The sequence below is a fragment of the Chryseobacterium cucumeris genome (assembly GCF_001593385.1).
Taxonomy (GTDB): domain Bacteria; phylum Bacteroidota; class Bacteroidia; order Flavobacteriales; family Weeksellaceae; genus Chryseobacterium; species Chryseobacterium cucumeris.
Genome location: NZ_LUVZ01000001.1, coordinates 1,326,290 through 1,342,315, shown reverse-complemented (window position 1 = coordinate 1,342,315; position 16,026 = coordinate 1,326,290). Strand labels below are relative to the sequence as shown.

The 16,026-nt window shown below is 37.7% G+C and carries 13 protein-coding genes; 2 read left to right on the top strand and 11 right to left on the bottom strand.

The window, feature by feature from the left end; translation table 11 throughout:
- Positions 1-14 precede the first annotated feature (14 nt).
- The 5 genes from mgtE to A1704_RS05905 all read right to left on the bottom strand — a co-directional run bounded on the left by mgtE (position 15) and on the right by A1704_RS05905 (position 3,389).
- Positions 15-1,337: a magnesium transporter gene (gene mgtE, locus A1704_RS05910; RefSeq protein ID WP_047432715.1), complete on the bottom strand. Its 1,323-nt coding sequence runs from the start codon at positions 1,335-1,337 to the stop codon at positions 15-17.
- 346 nt (positions 1,338-1,683) lie between these two features.
- A complete protein-coding gene (locus A1704_RS24375) occupies positions 1,684-1,833 on the bottom strand; it encodes a bacteriocin-like protein (protein WP_157885751.1) in 150 nt (49 codons plus the stop codon).
- Between the two features lie 152 nt (positions 1,834-1,985).
- The gene (locus A1704_RS24370; RefSeq protein WP_002980914.1) at positions 1,986-2,132 is read right to left on the bottom strand and encodes a bacteriocin-like protein; all 147 of its coding nucleotides are present in this window, start codon (positions 2,130-2,132) and stop codon (positions 1,986-1,988) included.
- A gap of 33 nt (positions 2,133-2,165) precedes the next feature.
- The gene (locus A1704_RS24365) at positions 2,166-2,306 is read right to left on the bottom strand and encodes a bacteriocin-like protein (protein WP_157885750.1); all 141 of its coding nucleotides are present in this window, start codon (positions 2,304-2,306) and stop codon (positions 2,166-2,168) included.
- Positions 2,307-2,840: 534 nt separating this feature from the next.
- Positions 2,841-3,389, bottom strand: coding sequence for a hypothetical protein (locus A1704_RS05905; RefSeq protein WP_062671354.1), 549 nt, complete (start codon positions 3,387-3,389; stop codon positions 2,841-2,843).
- A gap of 173 nt (positions 3,390-3,562) precedes the next feature.
- Between A1704_RS05905 and rpsO the strand changes: the two genes are divergently transcribed.
- Complete coding sequence (gene rpsO / locus A1704_RS05900; protein WP_034692246.1) at positions 3,563-3,832, top strand: 30S ribosomal protein S15; 270 nt, start codon at positions 3,563-3,565, stop codon at positions 3,830-3,832.
- Between the two features lie 302 nt (positions 3,833-4,134).
- Here the strand turns inward: rpsO and A1704_RS05895 are convergent, their stop codons facing one another.
- Together A1704_RS05895 and A1704_RS05890 are read right to left on the bottom strand one after the other, a co-directional pair.
- Complete coding sequence (locus A1704_RS05895; RefSeq protein WP_062671352.1) at positions 4,135-4,494, bottom strand: DUF4260 domain-containing protein; 360 nt, start codon at positions 4,492-4,494, stop codon at positions 4,135-4,137.
- Positions 4,495-4,620: 126 nt separating this feature from the next.
- Positions 4,621-6,042 (bottom strand): sugar MFS transporter, encoded by a 1,422-nt coding sequence (locus tag A1704_RS05890; protein ID WP_062671350.1) that lies wholly within the window; start codon positions 6,040-6,042, stop codon positions 4,621-4,623.
- A gap of 438 nt (positions 6,043-6,480) precedes the next feature.
- Here A1704_RS05890 and A1704_RS05885 point away from each other — a divergent pair, with 438 nt between their 5' ends.
- Complete coding sequence (locus tag A1704_RS05885) at positions 6,481-8,754, top strand: polyribonucleotide nucleotidyltransferase (RefSeq protein ID WP_062671348.1); 2,274 nt, start codon at positions 6,481-6,483, stop codon at positions 8,752-8,754.
- A 94-nt stretch (positions 8,755-8,848) separates the two neighbouring features.
- Here the strand turns inward: A1704_RS05885 and A1704_RS05880 are convergent, their stop codons facing one another.
- From A1704_RS05880 to A1704_RS05865, 4 genes are all read right to left on the bottom strand, one after another.
- Positions 8,849-11,266, bottom strand: coding sequence for a TonB-dependent receptor (locus A1704_RS05880; RefSeq protein WP_082798715.1), 2,418 nt, complete (start codon positions 11,264-11,266; stop codon positions 8,849-8,851).
- A gap of 6 nt (positions 11,267-11,272) precedes the next feature.
- A complete protein-coding gene (locus A1704_RS05875; RefSeq protein ID WP_062671344.1) occupies positions 11,273-11,713 on the bottom strand; it encodes a MarR family winged helix-turn-helix transcriptional regulator in 441 nt (146 codons plus the stop codon).
- A gap of 102 nt (positions 11,714-11,815) precedes the next feature.
- Positions 11,816-15,058: an ABC transporter permease/M1 family aminopeptidase gene (locus A1704_RS05870; RefSeq protein WP_062671342.1), complete on the bottom strand. Its 3,243-nt coding sequence runs from the start codon at positions 15,056-15,058 to the stop codon at positions 11,816-11,818.
- A gap of 2 nt (positions 15,059-15,060) precedes the next feature.
- Positions 15,061-15,933, bottom strand: coding sequence for an ABC transporter ATP-binding protein (locus A1704_RS05865; RefSeq protein WP_062671340.1), 873 nt, complete (start codon positions 15,931-15,933; stop codon positions 15,061-15,063).
- Between the last annotated feature and the right edge of the window lie 93 nt (positions 15,934-16,026).

The window sequence follows — 16,026 nt, the reverse complement described above, 5'->3', positions numbered from 1 at the left end:
GATGATGCCTAAAATTACAAAAGTTTTCCGGTTAAGAAAAGTCCGGCTACGGTAAAATAGATAATAAGTCCCGTTACATCCACTAATGTTGCTACAAACGGTGCAGAAGAAGTAGCAGGGTCAAGATTTAATTTCTTTAAAACAAACGGAATCATAGAACCTGATAATGTTCCCCATAATACAATAGCAATCAGGGAAACAGAAACGCTCAATCCTACGTATACCCAATACTGACCGTAATCAAACAAGCCAATTTGCTGCCAAAGCATAATTCTGATAAATCCGATAACCCCTAAAATTGCTCCGAGACATAATCCGGAGATAATTTCTTTTTTCATGACGTACCACCAATCTTTCAGACTGATTTCCTGCAGCGCCATTGCTCTGATAATCAACGTTGCAGCCTGTGATCCGGAATTTCCTCCACTGGAAATAATCAATGGAACAAATAGAGCGAGAACAACTGCTTTTTCAATTTCTTTATCAAAATATCCCATAGCAGAAGCCGTCAGCATTTCCGAAACAAATAAAATGATCAGCCAGGTAGCTCTTTTTTTGATCATTTCTGTCCATGAAGTCTGGATGTAAGGAAGATCCAATGCTTCCAATCCCCCGAACTTCTGGATGTCCTCCGTGTTCTGCTGCTCAATCTGATCGAGAATGTCATCAATAGTCACAATTCCTACCAGAACACCGGCTTCCGTAATAATAGGAAGAGCACCACGGTCATACTTTTCGAAATAGGTTACCGCATCTTCTTTGGAAGTCGTTGTAGTAATCGCTACAAAATGATTGTCTGTGATGTCGGAAACCAAAGTATCTTCCTCTTCCAGCAGTAAAGTTCCGATGGCAAGGTCATCAATCAGACGGTTTCTTTCGTCTACCACGTACAGGTAGTTCATGGTTTCCACTCTTTTTCCTACTTTTTTGATCTGCTGAAGACATCTTTTTACCGTCCATTCCTTACGGATCTGGATATAGTAAGGTGTCATCAGACGGGCAATCGAATCCGAGTTGTATCCAAGAAGCTTTAAAGCAATCCTTCTTTCCTGGGGGTTAAGATGGTTGATGGAATACTTGATCAGCTCATCCGGGAAATCCTCGAAAAGAGCAGTTCTGTCATCCGGAGTCATGGCATTCAGAATTTCGGAAACTTCATCGCTTCCGATACTTCTGATGGTTTCTTCCTGAAAATCAGGGTCAAGATGTGAAAAAACTTCTGCTTTGTATTCTTTCGGAACCTTCAGGAACGCGAGCAGCCTCTCATCAGCAGGAAGTTCGCTGAGAGTTTCGGCAATATCGGCAGGGTTGAAGATAAGTTCGTCTCTAGAATTCAAAACGTGAAATTTTTTGGATATGCAAAAATAATTCAAATTTTTAAGACTGAGTAATAAACTGGCAAAATTAAGGATTAATTAAAGTTTATTGTTTCAGTATAAGGGTAAAAAAAACACCCGCCGAAGCGGATGTGCAAAAATTAAATTTTAAATTCCAATATTCTTTATATTGGTTCGCATTCTGAAGTGGGAATGTATGTACAAACAGCGTTTGTACAGCATTGGTAAGGGCCACAATCTGAATTGTCACCGCACTTTTTTATCCCGCTTCCTTTAATGTTTTTTTGTTCAAACCTGTTGAGCTTCTTAAGATTTAAATTCTTCATACTATATGATTGTATTTAAATTAAGGCTCTATCATGCAGTCATGGTCAAGGCATTCTCCATTACAGCAATATCCAACAGAGCAAGGTCTTGTGATGCTGCATCTGAAAGGTCCGATACCGCCGTTAATTTGCTTGGCAGATTCTCTACTGAGTTTTTTTAGATTTTTCATACTGTTATAGTTTAGATTTAATGTCAGACTAAAATAGTAAATATTTCTATATTATTCATTTTGGAGTGAAAATATTTTACTAGTAATCAGTGTTTTATTTATGTTTTAAATAAAAAACACCTACTAAGGCAGGTGTCTGTAATGATCATATATTATTCCAGGGGACATGGATTAACAACACAGGTGTTGTGACAACAGGATCCTCCCGGACATTCGTAATGTTCTGTACATCTTTTGAAAGGTCCGCTGCCTTTAATTTCCTTTTGTACTTGTCTGCTGAGTTTTTTTAGATTTTTCATAAATTTTGATTTTATATGGTTTAGTTTTATCTTTTATTCAAGGCAGATGAAAGGAGAGCAGATTCCAAAGCAACACCATCCAACGGTACATGGATTAGTTTCGCTGCATCTTTCCATAGTTCCTCCATTAATTTGTTTTGCTTTTTCTCTGCTGAGTTTCTTTAGATTTTTCATGAGATTTTGGTTTTAATGTTGGTCTAAAATAGTAAAAAATATTTAATAAATCATTATTTAGTGAAAATATTTAATTGTGTATCAGTTGTTTATGGTGGTTTTTTTAATAAAAAGCACCTGTTCGTAAGGATGAACAAGTACTTTATTTAACATGAAATATTTATAATTCTGGGCATGCATACGCAACACATAGTCTGTGGCAGCATGAACCGCCAGGACATTCGAAATGATATTGACATTTCTGAAGACGTATGATACTCCCCAGGATTTCTTTCTGGCTTTCTCTGCTTAGTTTTTTTAGATTTGAATTTTTCATAATAATTTAGATTTAAGATAAAACTAAACTAATGAAAGCTTTCAACTTATTGATAAGGATATAGATACACTACAGAATAGTGTCTATAAAAGAATTATGATTATGAATCAGTCTGATATGTGGATTGACCTGCATGAAAAAAATTCACCATTGACTTACAAAGCAAAATTGACCATTGACGATAAATGACTGTCAATTCCAACCTTAAACCTCAAATCTTAAAGCTCTGCTTCTGTAGGTTTCAGTTTTCTCAGCTTCTTAATGATTCCTTTTATCGCTCCTTCGGTTCCTATTTTAACAGAGTTGACTGTAGAACCCAGCAGACGCATATTTTTACGATAAGTATCATGATCGGTTTCTGTGACAAGAGTTCCGTCAGCACCAAAGAGTTTCATACTCACAACCACCTGATTGGAGAAAACATACTTTCCAAATCCCACTTTAAAATATCTCACTTTGGAAACAATGGCAAAATCTGCATCATTGTTGAGACAGTAATCTGCAATAGTCTGTTTGTCTATACTGTCGAAGGGAACCTGAACCTCCGCCCGGAGCATTTTATTTCTTCTGTTACTGAAATTATCGGTAACAGCATCAAAGAAAGCGTTGTTGGTGGGGTCTTTTATTTCGTCGATATCAGGCTCTACCTCAGGATTGAAGTAAAGAACTTTTTTTATTTTATCATCAGCATTCTTCTGGGCTTTTACCGAAGTAAATCCGATGAATAAAAAAGTAGTAACCGCTGTAAAGAATATAATTTTTTTCATTTGTAATTCGTATGCAAAATTACTGCCTTTTCGTTGTATTGCATACAAATTATTAAGAAATTTTTAACATTTTTTTCTATCAAATTTGATATATGAAATCAATAATGTTTGCAGAATCAAAAAATAGTCGTAATTTTGCACCCGTTACATAATAATCATTAAACAATATTGGAATGTACTTAACAACAGACAAAAAGCAGGAAATTTTCGCAAAACACGGGAAATCTGCACAAGACACAGGAAGTGCTGAAGGACAAATTGCTCTTTTCACTTTCAGAATCAACCACTTATCTCAGCACCTAAAGGCTAACCGTCACGATTTCAACACAGAGAGATCTCTAGTGAAATTGGTAGGTAAGAGAAAAAGTTTATTAGATTACCTTAAAAACAAAGATATCGCAAGATATAGAGCAATTATTGCTGAACTAGGTTTAAGAAAATAATCTATAAAGATTTTCAAAATAAAAAGCAACTTCTAAAGAGGTTGCTTTTTTGTTTTTACGCAACAGGGGATTTTTTACCACAAATGCCACAAAAAGTTTCTTACGGAGTGACAAACTGTATGGATAGACCAATGCGCCAATTGTGTCATTCCGTAGGAATCCAGCCGTATTAAACCAACAAGAAAAGGCTCAACAAAAATTCCAATCCTAACCAACGTCACAACTAAAGACGTTATAATTCCCCTCCCTCGGAGGGGTGGCGAAAATTCAAAGAATTTTTGACGGGGTGGTTTACAACCTCACTACTCAGCCTTCTTTCCAATCTTTCCCAAATGTGTATTCTGAAAACTATCGGGATATTTCAATCCATAACCCAGAATTCTGTCAAATGCAGAGTGAGAAAACAAAATAGCTCCGATCATTTGTAAATAGGGCAGAGACAAGGCTGTTCCGGCAAAATAAACGATAATGGCTACTCCTAAATGATGGAAGAGATTGTAGAAGAAAGCACCTACTTTATTATTCATGGTATATCCCAGCATAGAAATATCCGGTGCAAGGAATAATCCGGCAAACCACCACCAGGAATATCTTGTCTGTGCAAAGGCATAGATTCCTAACAGGAGAAATGCAGCGTATTCAAGCTTTAACTGTATTTTCATAATGATTGTGTTAGTTTATACGATAAGTTCTTTTTTCTCATGAAAAGTTACATTTTAAAATCTGAATAAAGAAAGCGGAATACCTTTGAGATATTCCGCCTTATACATTTTGATTTGAATTTGATTTTAATGCCCGGACTTTGTTTCGGTACTTTCTACATGACCCAGATATTTGGTACAGTACGCTCCGAATATCAGAATTACCAGATAACAGAATACAGGAATAATAAATGAATGCTGTACTCCAAACTGATCGGCAAGATATCCCTGGAAAATAGGAACAATAGCTCCTCCCAGAATAGCCATTACCACTAATGAAGATCCCTGGCTGGTATATTTACCCAGTCCTGAAATAGCCAGTGTGTAAATATTTGAGAACATAATAGAATTGAAAATTCCGATTCCTAAAATACTGTACATCGCCAGCTCACCATGATTCACCATTGCAGAAATCAACAAGGCAACATTGATTGCTGCAAAAATGGATAATGTTCTTGCCGGAGCTGCTTTACCCACGAAAAAAGCAATGAAATTAAGGATGATAAACACAATGAAAAAGCTGATCTGACTGAAAGTAAGATTGACAATGCTGAAAATCACAAGGAAAACTGCTGCCGCTGCTCCCAGCATATACAGAGCCTTTTTGCTTTGGCTTATGGATTGATTTAAAGAAATGGCTCCCAAAAAACGGCCAATCATCGCTCCTCCCCAATATAAGGAAAGATAATTTTTACTGATGATCTCATTAAAACCCATAATCTGTGGCTGCTCAAGGAAACTGATGATAAAACTTCCTACGGCAACTTCTCCGCCTACATAGCAGAACATAGCGAATACACCGAATTTCAGGTGGCTGAATTCAAGGGCTCCCCAGCCTTTTACGATTTCTTCTTCACCCATCTGGAAGGAAGGAAGCTTCACTCTGGAAATCAATAAAGCTACCAGTAAAAGGATACCTGCAAAAATAAGGTAAGGAATTCTTGTCGCTACCGCGCTGAATGATCCGTCCGGAGATGAGAAAAATTCAAAAATCAGGTGACCTCCAAGTACCGGTGCAATGGTAGTTCCGAATGCATTGAATGCCTGAGTCATGTTCAGTCGGCTAGATGCAGATTCTTCACTTCCCAGCAATGAAACATAAGCGTTGGCTGTAATCTGCAGTACTGTAAAGCCAAGTCCTAAAATAAACAAAGCTCCCAGAAACAGCGGATAATAAGAGAACGTAGCTGCCGGATAAAACAGAACGCAGCCGAATGCGGCCAGAAAAATTCCGAACAGGATTCCTTTCTTATAGCCTAATTTATTGATAGGATCTCCTTTCGTAATGGAAATCATAAAATAAATCAGCGATCCGATAAAGTAAGCCCCGAAAAAACAGAACTGTACCAGCATGGATTCGAAAAAGGTAAGATTGAAAAGTTGTTTCAGATACGGGATCAGGATATCATTCATACAGGTGATGAATCCCCACATAAAAAACAGCAGGGTGATGGTAATCAACGGAACCGTATAATTCCTGCTTTGAGATTGTACTTCTTTATTAATCATAAACATTTATTTATCTGGATAAGGATAGTTCCTTAACTTTTTTAGCCTACAGCATTGTAATTGGTGAAGTAGGGCAAATATAGGGATCAGCCTATTGGTTTGCAATATTTTTACTAATTTTTAGAATGAAACAGACACTTTTTTCAGAGGATTGTATTATTTTCATTTTTTGAGACAATAATACAAAAACGACCGGATTTTTCAATACATTATCCTCAAAAAAACACTTTTTTATTTTCATAAATGGTATATAAGTTCAGATTAGTGATGTAAATTTTCATACTTTCATCAATTGATAGCCAATTTTTTGTATTTTAAACGCCTATTAAAGCAATCGAAAAATTTAATATATCATTATTATATAGTACCTTTGCAAACGAAAATTTAAAGAGTTTAAATATTAATCATACTCAATACGGAGTATAAAGAAGCAAATTTATGAGTATACCTCAAGCGTTTACAGAAACGATTATCCTTGCAGACGGCAGGGAAATCACTATCGAAACGGGAAAGCTGGCTAAGCAGGCTGACGGATCTGTAGTGGTGAAATGTGGCGGAACTATGCTTTTAGCAACAGTTGTAGCCAACAAAGAAGCCAATCCTGGTGTAGACTTTTTACCATTAACGGTAGATTACAGAGAAAAATTTTATGCAGGTGGAAGAATTCCTGGGAATTTCTTCCGTAGAGAAGCAAAACCATCTGATGATGAAGTGCTTACAATGAGATTGGTGGACAGAGTATTACGTCCTCTTTTCCCTGAAGATTTCCATGCGGAAGTACAGGTGATGATTTCATTAATTTCTTACGATAAAGAAGTAATGCCTGAAGCATTGGCAGGTTTGGCAGCTTCTGCAGCTATTGCAATTACAGATATCCCTTTCAACGGACCAATGTCTGAAGCAAGAGTAGTAAGAATTGACGGGCAATTGGCTGTTAACCCAAGTTATGAAAACTTATTAAAATCAGATATCGACATTATGGTGGGAGCTACTAAAGACTCCATCGTAATGGTAGAAGGAGAAATGAAGGAGATCTCTGAGCAGGAAATGCTTGAAGCCATCAACTTCGCTCACGCTGAGATCAAAAAACAGATTGAAGCTCAGGAGAGATTAGCTGAAAAAGTAGGAAAATCTTTCCCTAAAAGAGAATACAGCCACGAAGATCACGATGAAGAAATTCGTGAAAAAGTATGGAAAGAGTGCTATGATAAAGTATATGAAGTAGCAAAAACTCCATCAAATAAAGAAGAAAGGGGAGAAAAATTCAAAGCGGTTCTTGAAGAGTTTTTAGCACAATATGCTGAAGACGAAGAGGAATTGGCAAGAGTAACTCCATTCGTTAAAGTATATTACCATGACGTAGAGAAAGAAGCAATGCGTCAGATGATCCTTGAAGACAATATCCGTCTTGATGGTCGTGATCCTCAGACAATCCGTCCAATCTGGTCAGAAATTGATTATCTTCCGGGAGCTCACGGTTCTGCAATCTTTACAAGAGGAGAAACTCAGTCTCTGACTGCGGTAACTCTGGGTTCTGTAAAAGATGCGAACATGATCGACAGCGTAATCACGCAGCACGACGAAAGATTCTTCTTACACTATAACTTCCCTCCATTCTCTACAGGTGAAGCAAGACCCTTAAGAGGTACTTCACGAAGAGAAGTAGGACACGGAAACTTAGCTCAAAGAGCATTAACAGCAGTAATTCCGCAAGAAAATCCATATACAATCAGAATTGTTTCCGATATCTTAGAATCTAACGGTTCTTCTTCAATGGCAACAGTTTGTGCAGGTACATTAGCATTGATGGATGCAGGGGTTCAGATTACAAAACCTGTTTCAGGGATTGCAATGGGTCTGATCACTGATACAAAATCAGGTAAATTTACCGTACTTTCTGATATCTTAGGAGATGAAGATCACCTTGGAGATATGGACTTCAAAGTAACAGGTACTGCAGACGGTATCACAGCTTGTCAGATGGATATCAAAATCCAGGGACTTTCTATGGATATCATGGAGAAAGCTTTGATGCAGGCTAAAGACGGAAGATTACACATCCTTAATAAAATCACGGAAACGATTTCCCAGCCAAGAGCAGATGTGAAGCCTCACGCTCCGAAAATGGTGGTTATGGAGATTCCAAAAGATTTCATTGGAGCTGTAATCGGGCCTGGTGGAAAAATTATTCAACAGTTACAGAAAGATACAGATACGATTATTGCTATCGAAGAGATGGGAGAAATCGGACGTATCGAAATTGCAGGAACAGACAGAGAAAAAATCAATGCAGCTATTGCTAAGATCAATGAAATTACTTTCGTACCGGTTGTAGGCGAAGTTTACAAAGGTAAAGTAGTGAAAGTAATGGACTTTGGTGCATTCGTAGCGATCGCTAAAGGAACAGAAGGACTTCTTCACATTTCTGAAATTGAGTGGGCTCGTCTGGACAAAGTTCCTTATGCAGAAGGTGATGAGGTAGAAGTGAAGTTCATGGGTTACGATGACCGTAAGAAAATGAAACTTTCCCGTAAAGTTCTTTTACCAAGACCTCCAAGACCGGAAGGACAAGGTAGACCTGAAGGGCAGAGAAGACCAGAAGGACAAGGAAGACCGGAAGGACAAAGAAGACCGGAAGGACAGAAACCACAAGGTGAAAAGCCACAAAGCGAAAAACCCGTGGAAAACCAAACTCCATCTAACGAAGCTTAATAAGATTCATTCTTAAACATAAAAAATCCCTCAATTTGAGGGATTTTTGCTTTTGCATCATTGCGAAATGCAGAACTTTGAAGTAATCTCATTATTACGTTCCCACTCTCTGCTTCAGGTCCTCAGCACCGCCTGTTTTTCTGGGCTGTCCGTTTTTGGAAGAACCAAAATTGTAAGTATAGGAGAGGGTTGCCACACGGGTATCTCTTTTTACAGCGAAGTTTTCTAAATAATCATTATACAGCGTTTGCCCTTTGATATTGCTGGTAAAGAAGACATCTGTGAAGGAAAGCTTCAGAACACTGTTGTTTTTAAACTTCTTCTGCGCTCCGATATTCAGATACCAGTTCGGGCTCACATTCAGATAAGCATAGATTTCTCTGGCTTTGTAATTTCCTGTAAGTTCAGCAGTGAAACCATTTCCCAGCTTAAAGGAATTAATACTGTTGATACTGAATGTAAAATTCCCTTTATTATTGATCTGGGTTCCGGAGACATTTCCTGTGTAGGAGCCATAATAGAAATTAGCACTGTTATTCATATCCCACCATTGGGTCACCTTTACCGGAGCGATCAGGTTTAATCCGAAATAAGAAGCAGAATTCAGGTTTTCAATGGTCTGTACGGTTACAATCTGCCCGTTTTCTATGACAGGTTTTAGGATGTCTGTGATATTATCAGAATTCCTGCTGTAGCTTAAAGTGGCAAAGTATTTATTACTCAGACTGTAGGTTAATTCATAATTCATCGTGATTTGAGGGTGCAGATCAGGATTCCCGGCTTTCATTGTAGTAGGATCAAGATAGAATTTAAAAGGATTCAGCTGGTTGTAGCTTGGTCTTGTAATTCTTCTGCTGAGATTGATTTCAAGGTTGCTTTTATCCGTCAGATCATAACTCAGAACAGCGCTTGGGAACAGCTGGGTATAATTTCTTTTATTGATTTGATGGGTGGTAATCTGAGTTCCTTTTACATTGGTATTTTCAACTCTTAAACCTGCTGTGGCTTTAAATTTTTCCCATTTTTTGGACACATTTCCATACACTGCATTGATGTTTTCCTCATAAATAAAATGATTGGTTTTCCCAAGATCCGGAACAGGAATACCAGAACTGGCGTTGAAAAATTTCAAATCATTGTCTGTCTTTACAAAACTGGTTTTCACTCCGCTTTCCAGCTTCCAGTCGTTGCTGAAATTTTTTGTAAGATCAGATTTTAAAGAATAGATATTCAGTTTTCCGTCCATATCACCTTTAATAATGTCAAGATTATCCGTATTGCTGGAAATATCATGTGTTCTTGTATCAAAGCTCTGCAAAGAAGAGTTAGCGTAATTAATGTAGTCAAAATCGGTAGAAATATCAGAACCCAGCGAATCAATCGTATATTTATGATTAAGGTTGAATGAAACATTGGTCCAGCGGTCATTCGATCTGTTGACTGTTGTAAAAGTACTTTCAGGAAGGTAGTTGCTGCCTAGTGTGACGTTGGAATTGTCTCCGTTGATGTTGAATTTGTTGGAAACAAGTCCTACAGAGAATCCAAGCACATTCTTGTCGTTCAGATAATAATCCATTCCCGCTTTGGCCACATGGCTGTTGAATTTGAATTTCAGATAATTATCCTGCACATACGCTTTCTTAAAGGTATTGGCTTCATAGAAATTTCTGTCGAGAACCAATCCGTTGTAAGCTTCCCTGTACGCAAAGCTGTAATTTCCGAAAATATTGATGTTTTTATTTCTGTGGTTGATGCTGAAACTGTTGTTGTTTTTCACATATTTACCCGATCCCAGAGAGCTTGAAATAGTTCCGTTAGTTCCTTTTCTCTGTTCCTTTTTAAGTTTAATATTGATAATGGCAGATCCGGCAGCATCATATTTTGAAGAAGGATTGGTGATGAACTCTATCTTTTCAATGGTGGAAGAGGGGATTCCCTTTAGATAATTGGCAAGATCAGTTCCCGTCATGGGAGTATTTTTACCATCGATCTGGATCAGAAGGTTTCCTTTTCCGCGAAGACTGATATTGTCGTTATTGTCAATATTCACTCCCGGAGCCTTTTCGAGGACTTCAAAAGCGGAATTTCCGGTGCTGGCAATACTGTTTTCAACGTTCATGATCATCTTTCCATCCTGTCTTTCAATGAGAGGCTTGGTTTTGGTGATCGTTACTCCTTCAATCGATTTTACATTCAGGTCAATGGGACTGAGGGTCTTATTTTCGGTTAATGAAATATTTTCCGAGTGATAAACCTCAGTACCGTTTTTATTAATTTTTACCTGATAAGTTCCTTCTTTTAAATCATTAAAATTGAACTTACCGCTGTTATCAGCAATTTCTGTTTTGATCAATTTCTGATCAGCATCAAAGAGATTGATCTCCATCTGCTCTGCTTTGTCGGATTTTATGTTTCCTGACAAAGTCAAACTCTGCATTGCCTGCTGGGCAGAGATCCTGCTGTTGAACAGCATCAGCATACAGACAATAATAAGTGAGAATATTCTGGTCATAGCGTTTTACTTTTTAGGGTTGAGACAGTTTTCTGAAATTTTCAGTAAAGCTGAATACATCACTTCCAGTTCTTCATTGCTGATGCCCTTTAAAGCAGTTTTACGGTTCTTTTCTACGATATTCTGAACCTCTTTAATTACTTTTACCCCGGAATCTGTCACTTCCAGCTGGGTTTTTCTTCGGTCTTCAGGATGAACTTTTCTGATGATGTATTCGGATTTTACCATTAAATCAATCATTCTCGTGACAGAAGCATTGTCCTTAAAAACCAGATCACCAATTTCATTCTGGGTAATTCCCGGGTTTTCCAGAATTGCTTTGATGATAAGCCATTGATCAATAGTGATCGTATAACCATGCACTTTTAGCTGGCGTTGAGCATAGTTTCTGTAAGATCTGATCGCTTTGTCTATGTTGTAGAAGATGATTGAATTTAACTTTTCCATATTTTCAGATTTAAAATGATATATCAATTATTGATATGTCAATTAATTAGTAAATCATCATTTTACTTTGTTACAATTCCTGAAAAATATTTTCAAAAAAAATTAAAAGCTGTTACCGGTTTCTTTGGACTTTGCCTTTACAGAAGCAGTTTTAGACTCTGAAGTAAAAGTTATATTTTCTGTGGTTTTGAATAATCTGTCGATTTGCTTCCTGGTGGAAATATCCGGAGCAATGTTGTAAAACTCATTGATCAGATTCAATGAACCAGGTTTTTTGGGATATTGATTGTTGTTGAGAAAATTTTTCAAAGCCAGGTTCACTTTATCTTCACCGATTAAGTTACTCAATTCTACCATTGCTGCGGCTCCTTTGGAATATGAAATATGAGGTACGTCTCCGGTTGCTTTGTAGATCGGTACATTTTCAGACAGTCCTTTTTCATTGTCATAGATCTGCTGATGTACGTTGATTCTTTCCATCATTTTTTCTTTGCCATGCATTTTTTTGTAGAGCATCATTTCGGTATACATGGCGAGGGTTTCAGTAAGCATCACAGAACCTTCTCTGTCATCAGGGTCGATCTGGCTGCTGCCCCACCAGAGATGGGAAAGTTCATGACCTGCCAGCTCATTGATGACATCCTGTTTCTTATCCGCCAGAATATTGGCGTGAAAAATCATGTCTTCCGGCATAAAGATGGCAGAAGGATAGGCTGTAGCGGCAAAACCTCTGGTAAAAGAAGAAATCTCCGCAAAATTGATGCTTTTAAAAGGGTACTGCCCGAAATTCTGCAGACAGTAATCTAAAGTAAGCTTTGTATTTTCAAGAAGGTGATTCACATTCTCAAAGTGTTTCTGATGATAAAAGATATTGATGGAAATTCCTTTATAGCTCACGCTTTTGATCTTATATTCAGCAGATGAAACGGCAAACCGGAAAGGAATCTGATCTGCTTTAAACTTGAAATAGTTACGCCCGGCCTGTGACCATTTTCTGACAAGATCTCCTGTTCCTATGGCTGTTTGTTTCTTTTCGGTGGAAATCATCATCGTAAGATTGATAAAATCCCTTTTTGAAACTTCAGGGGCTTCCGGTTTCTTCAGTTCAGTAAGTTTTCCAAGGCTGAATTGGCTGCGTTGTTTTTCATCCTGAATTTCATTATCCTTCTGATATCCAATTGTTGGGTAATACCTGCTGATCCTCATAAAAGATCCGTCTTCAATAATGGCATTGAAAGACTGGTGTCCGTTGACAGCAAACCATTGATAGGAGATTTTAAAATCAAGAGAAGCTGTTTTACCAGGCAGGAGAGGCTTTTGTAATGAAACTTCTGTAACATGCTTATTAATTTTTGAGATTTCAGTACCACAGTTTATCACAGCAGATTCCAGTTTTAAATCCTCATTAAAATTGATCAGAATCTTATTGATAGGTTGATTGGTTTGATTTTTAAGGATATATTTTCCAATGATCTGATAAGCATTTTTCGAAGGATACAGTTTAATTTCTGTAGCAATATCGGTGATATCCGGCTGTAGAAGTTTTTCATACTTTCGATAGTTTTTTTCATATGCTTCCGAGCTTAGAATAGCCTGATCTTCATTTTTTGGGATATAACCTTTCATAAACAATGTTCCGGCAAAGATTCCTGAGATGAGCAGAATGATACTGAAGCCACATACAAGTACAGGAACTTTTTTAATTTTTATAATGCTGTTGAGCATCCATAAAATACTGATAATCCCTGTTCCGAATAAAAGTCTTTGTAGAAAAGCTTCTTCATAGGTTCCATAGCCGTTAAACTCACTGTAAGTCCCTTTAAAATCTGAGAATATTCTGAAAAGAGGGTAGGGTATCAATTTCCCTGAAACCGGACCTGATACTATAAAAACGGCAAGAATGGAAACTCCAAGGGCTATGAATTTGTTGGGAATTCTGTCATTTATCAAAAGAATCAATCCGGAAAACAGCATCAATGGGAAAGTATTGAAAAGAAAAACACCGAGATAAGCATTCCAATCAATATTAAAATACTGATAAGCTGCCTGAAAAATAATGCCCTGAATAATTACAATTCCGGTGAAGAAAAACAGCAGAAAACTGATGGAAATGAAATGGCCGGTTAATCTGTTTTTTGATAAATAGGTACTGTTTTCAATCAGAGAAAATCCTGAAGAAGAACTTCTCCAGTAGACATCGTTTAAAAAATAAGCGGAAATAAGAAGTCCAAGCAAATGAAAATTCTCAGAAATGGTGGTCGCCATAAGTCCTGAACTCGCATACTTCTGCGGAAGACGGATTCCTTTTTCAATTTCGGCATACATTTCCATTCCCACAGAGAATAATAAAAGAATCGATACAGCAGGAATGGCAATGCTTTTAAACAAATAGGTAAGATCGGTTTTTGTAAAGGACAATACGGACCGGAAAGAACTCCATCCATTGAATCTGGGTGTAACAGTGGAGTATTCAGCTCCATTTGTTTTCGAAAATATAAGAGTATTTCCTAATGTTTTTACTTTCTTTCCTGAGGTATTGGAGAAAGAAAATAATCTATACGAAAGCAGAAGAATTCCAACAGATATAAAAGAGAATAAAATTCTGTTAAACAAAAGATAACCAGAGAAAGGTACCAGTTGAATATTTTTCTGATGAGCTGTGAGATCACGGGCTTCCATAAAATAAGCGGATAATCCAAAAGGATCTATTAAAGCCGAAAACTGTTGCGTTTCCAGTGACTGGGGAAGACTTCCCGCCATAAAGGGTGAATTGGAAAACAGCAGGATAATCATGTAAGAAACATACAGAAGCAGTCCGCCTACTACAATCAGCAGTTTTTTCCTGACAATAAATGCAATGAGAAAAAGGAAACTGCAGACAAATAAACTGTTGATAAAACCGAATATGAATAAAGGGTATAAATAATGGACAATGTTAAAACCTTCCTGCATTTCACTTCCCGTCCGCATCATCTGACCTATGATAAATCCTGTCATTAGGAAAGAAAAACTTAAAAACGTCTGTAAAAAATAAGCATAGAATTTCCCTTTCAGGTAAGTGAGTTTTGACAATGGGAATGAAAACAGAATACTGTCAAATTTTGAATCCTGATCTTTAAAAAGCAGCTGCAATGCATAGACCGTAGCGAAAAAAATCACGGCAAGGCTCAGCATTCCGGTCATAAAACCAATGGTGTAGGGAGAGTTTAAATAAATCCCTTCTCCTACTGAAAGATTGAACTGATTGCCAGAAAAGATGCCCATTCCTATTAAAAGTAAGGCCACAAGATAGGTGAGCCAGTGCTTGGAAGAGCGTCCGGCTTCAAATAAGAATATCGCGTTCATGATTAAGGTTTTTGGGTGAGTGTATGGAAGTAAACGTGCTCCAGCAAAGGGGTTACAGGGCTGAAATCTTTCGGAGATTCTTCAGAAAATACAGTGATGTGGAGTTCTCTTTCCAGAAGCTGCCTGCTGATGATTTCATAATTGGAATGATAACTTTCCAGTTCGTTTTTGTCGATAGATTTGGACCAGATTCTGTTGTCAAGCTCTGCAATGAGTGTTCCGGGGTTTCCTTTTCGGAGGATTTGCCCATGATTCATCACTGCCATTTCTGAGCAAAGATTTCTGACATCTTCAACGAGATGCGTGGACAGAATGACGATAACCTCCTGGCTGATATCATTGAGCAGCGTATTGAAACGGTTACGTTCCTCAGGATCTAATCCGGCAGTAGGTTCATCTACAATGATGATCTTCGGATTTCCTAATAAGGCCTGAGCAACACCGAATCGCTGTTTCATTCCCCCAGAAAAGGTATGAACTTCTTTTCTAGCAAAATCAGAAAGGTTGACTTTTTCCAGCAAACCCAGAATCTGGTTTTTACGTTGGTTTTTATCATTAATGCCTTTCAGAATGGCAATGTGTTCTAGCAGATCATAGGCTGAAACTTTGGGATATACTCCGAAATCCTGTGGGAGAAATCCGAGATTCTGTTTGATATAATCAGGGTTTTTGGCGATGTCCACTCCGTTGAAAAGTATTGTTCCGGAGGTCGGTTTCTGAAGTCCGACAATGGTTTTCATCAAAGAAGATTTTCCGGCTCCGTTGGGACCAAGAAGCCCGAACATACCGTTTTTGATGTCGAGTGAAATGTCTTTAATAGCCTGAAATCCATTTTTATAGGTGAGGCTAAGGTTGTTGATGGATAATGTGTTCATAACGTTGTGTTTGGGGGATAGAAGGACAGGCGGCCTTTTGGCAGCTGGTTTAGAAGTTAATGGCTGAAAGCTAGAGGCTAGAGGTTAGAAGTT

Bases quoted from the DNA above. Each gene is read 5' to 3' on its own strand.
- A1704_RS05895 (WP_062671352.1), bottom strand. From the start codon at position 4,494: ATGAAAATACAGTTAAAGCTTGAATACGCTGCATTTCTCCTGTTAGGA.
- A1704_RS05890 (WP_062671350.1), bottom strand. From the start codon at position 6,042: ATGATTAATAAAGAAGTACAATCTCAAAGCAGGAATTATACGGTTCCG.
- A1704_RS05875 (WP_062671344.1), bottom strand. From the start codon at position 11,713: ATGGAAAAGTTAAATTCAATCATCTTCTACAACATAGACAAAGCGATC.
- A1704_RS05905 (WP_062671354.1), bottom strand. From the start codon at position 3,389: ATGAAAAAAATTATATTCTTTACAGCGGTTACTACTTTTTTATTCATC.
- A1704_RS05865 (WP_062671340.1), bottom strand. From the start codon at position 15,933: ATGAACACATTATCCATCAACAACCTTAGCCTCACCTATAAAAATGGA.
- A1704_RS05885 (WP_062671348.1), top strand. From the start codon at position 6,481: ATGAGTATACCTCAAGCGTTTACAGAAACGATTATCCTTGCAGACGGC.
- A1704_RS05880 (WP_082798715.1), bottom strand. From the start codon at position 11,266: ATGACCAGAATATTCTCACTTATTATTGTCTGTATGCTGATGCTGTTC.
- A1704_RS24365 (WP_157885750.1), bottom strand. From the start codon at position 2,306: ATGAAAAATCTAAAGAAACTCAGCAGAGAAAAAGCAAAACAAATTAAT.
- A1704_RS24375 (WP_157885751.1), bottom strand. From the start codon at position 1,833: ATGAAAAATCTAAAAAAACTCAGTAGAGAATCTGCCAAGCAAATTAAC.
- A1704_RS05870 (WP_062671342.1), bottom strand. From the start codon at position 15,058: ATGAACGCGATATTCTTATTTGAAGCCGGACGCTCTTCCAAGCACTGG.
- A1704_RS24370 (WP_002980914.1), bottom strand. From the start codon at position 2,132: ATGAAAAATCTAAAAAAACTCAGCAGACAAGTACAAAAGGAAATTAAA.
- rpsO (WP_034692246.1), top strand. From the start codon at position 3,563: ATGTACTTAACAACAGACAAAAAGCAGGAAATTTTCGCAAAACACGGG.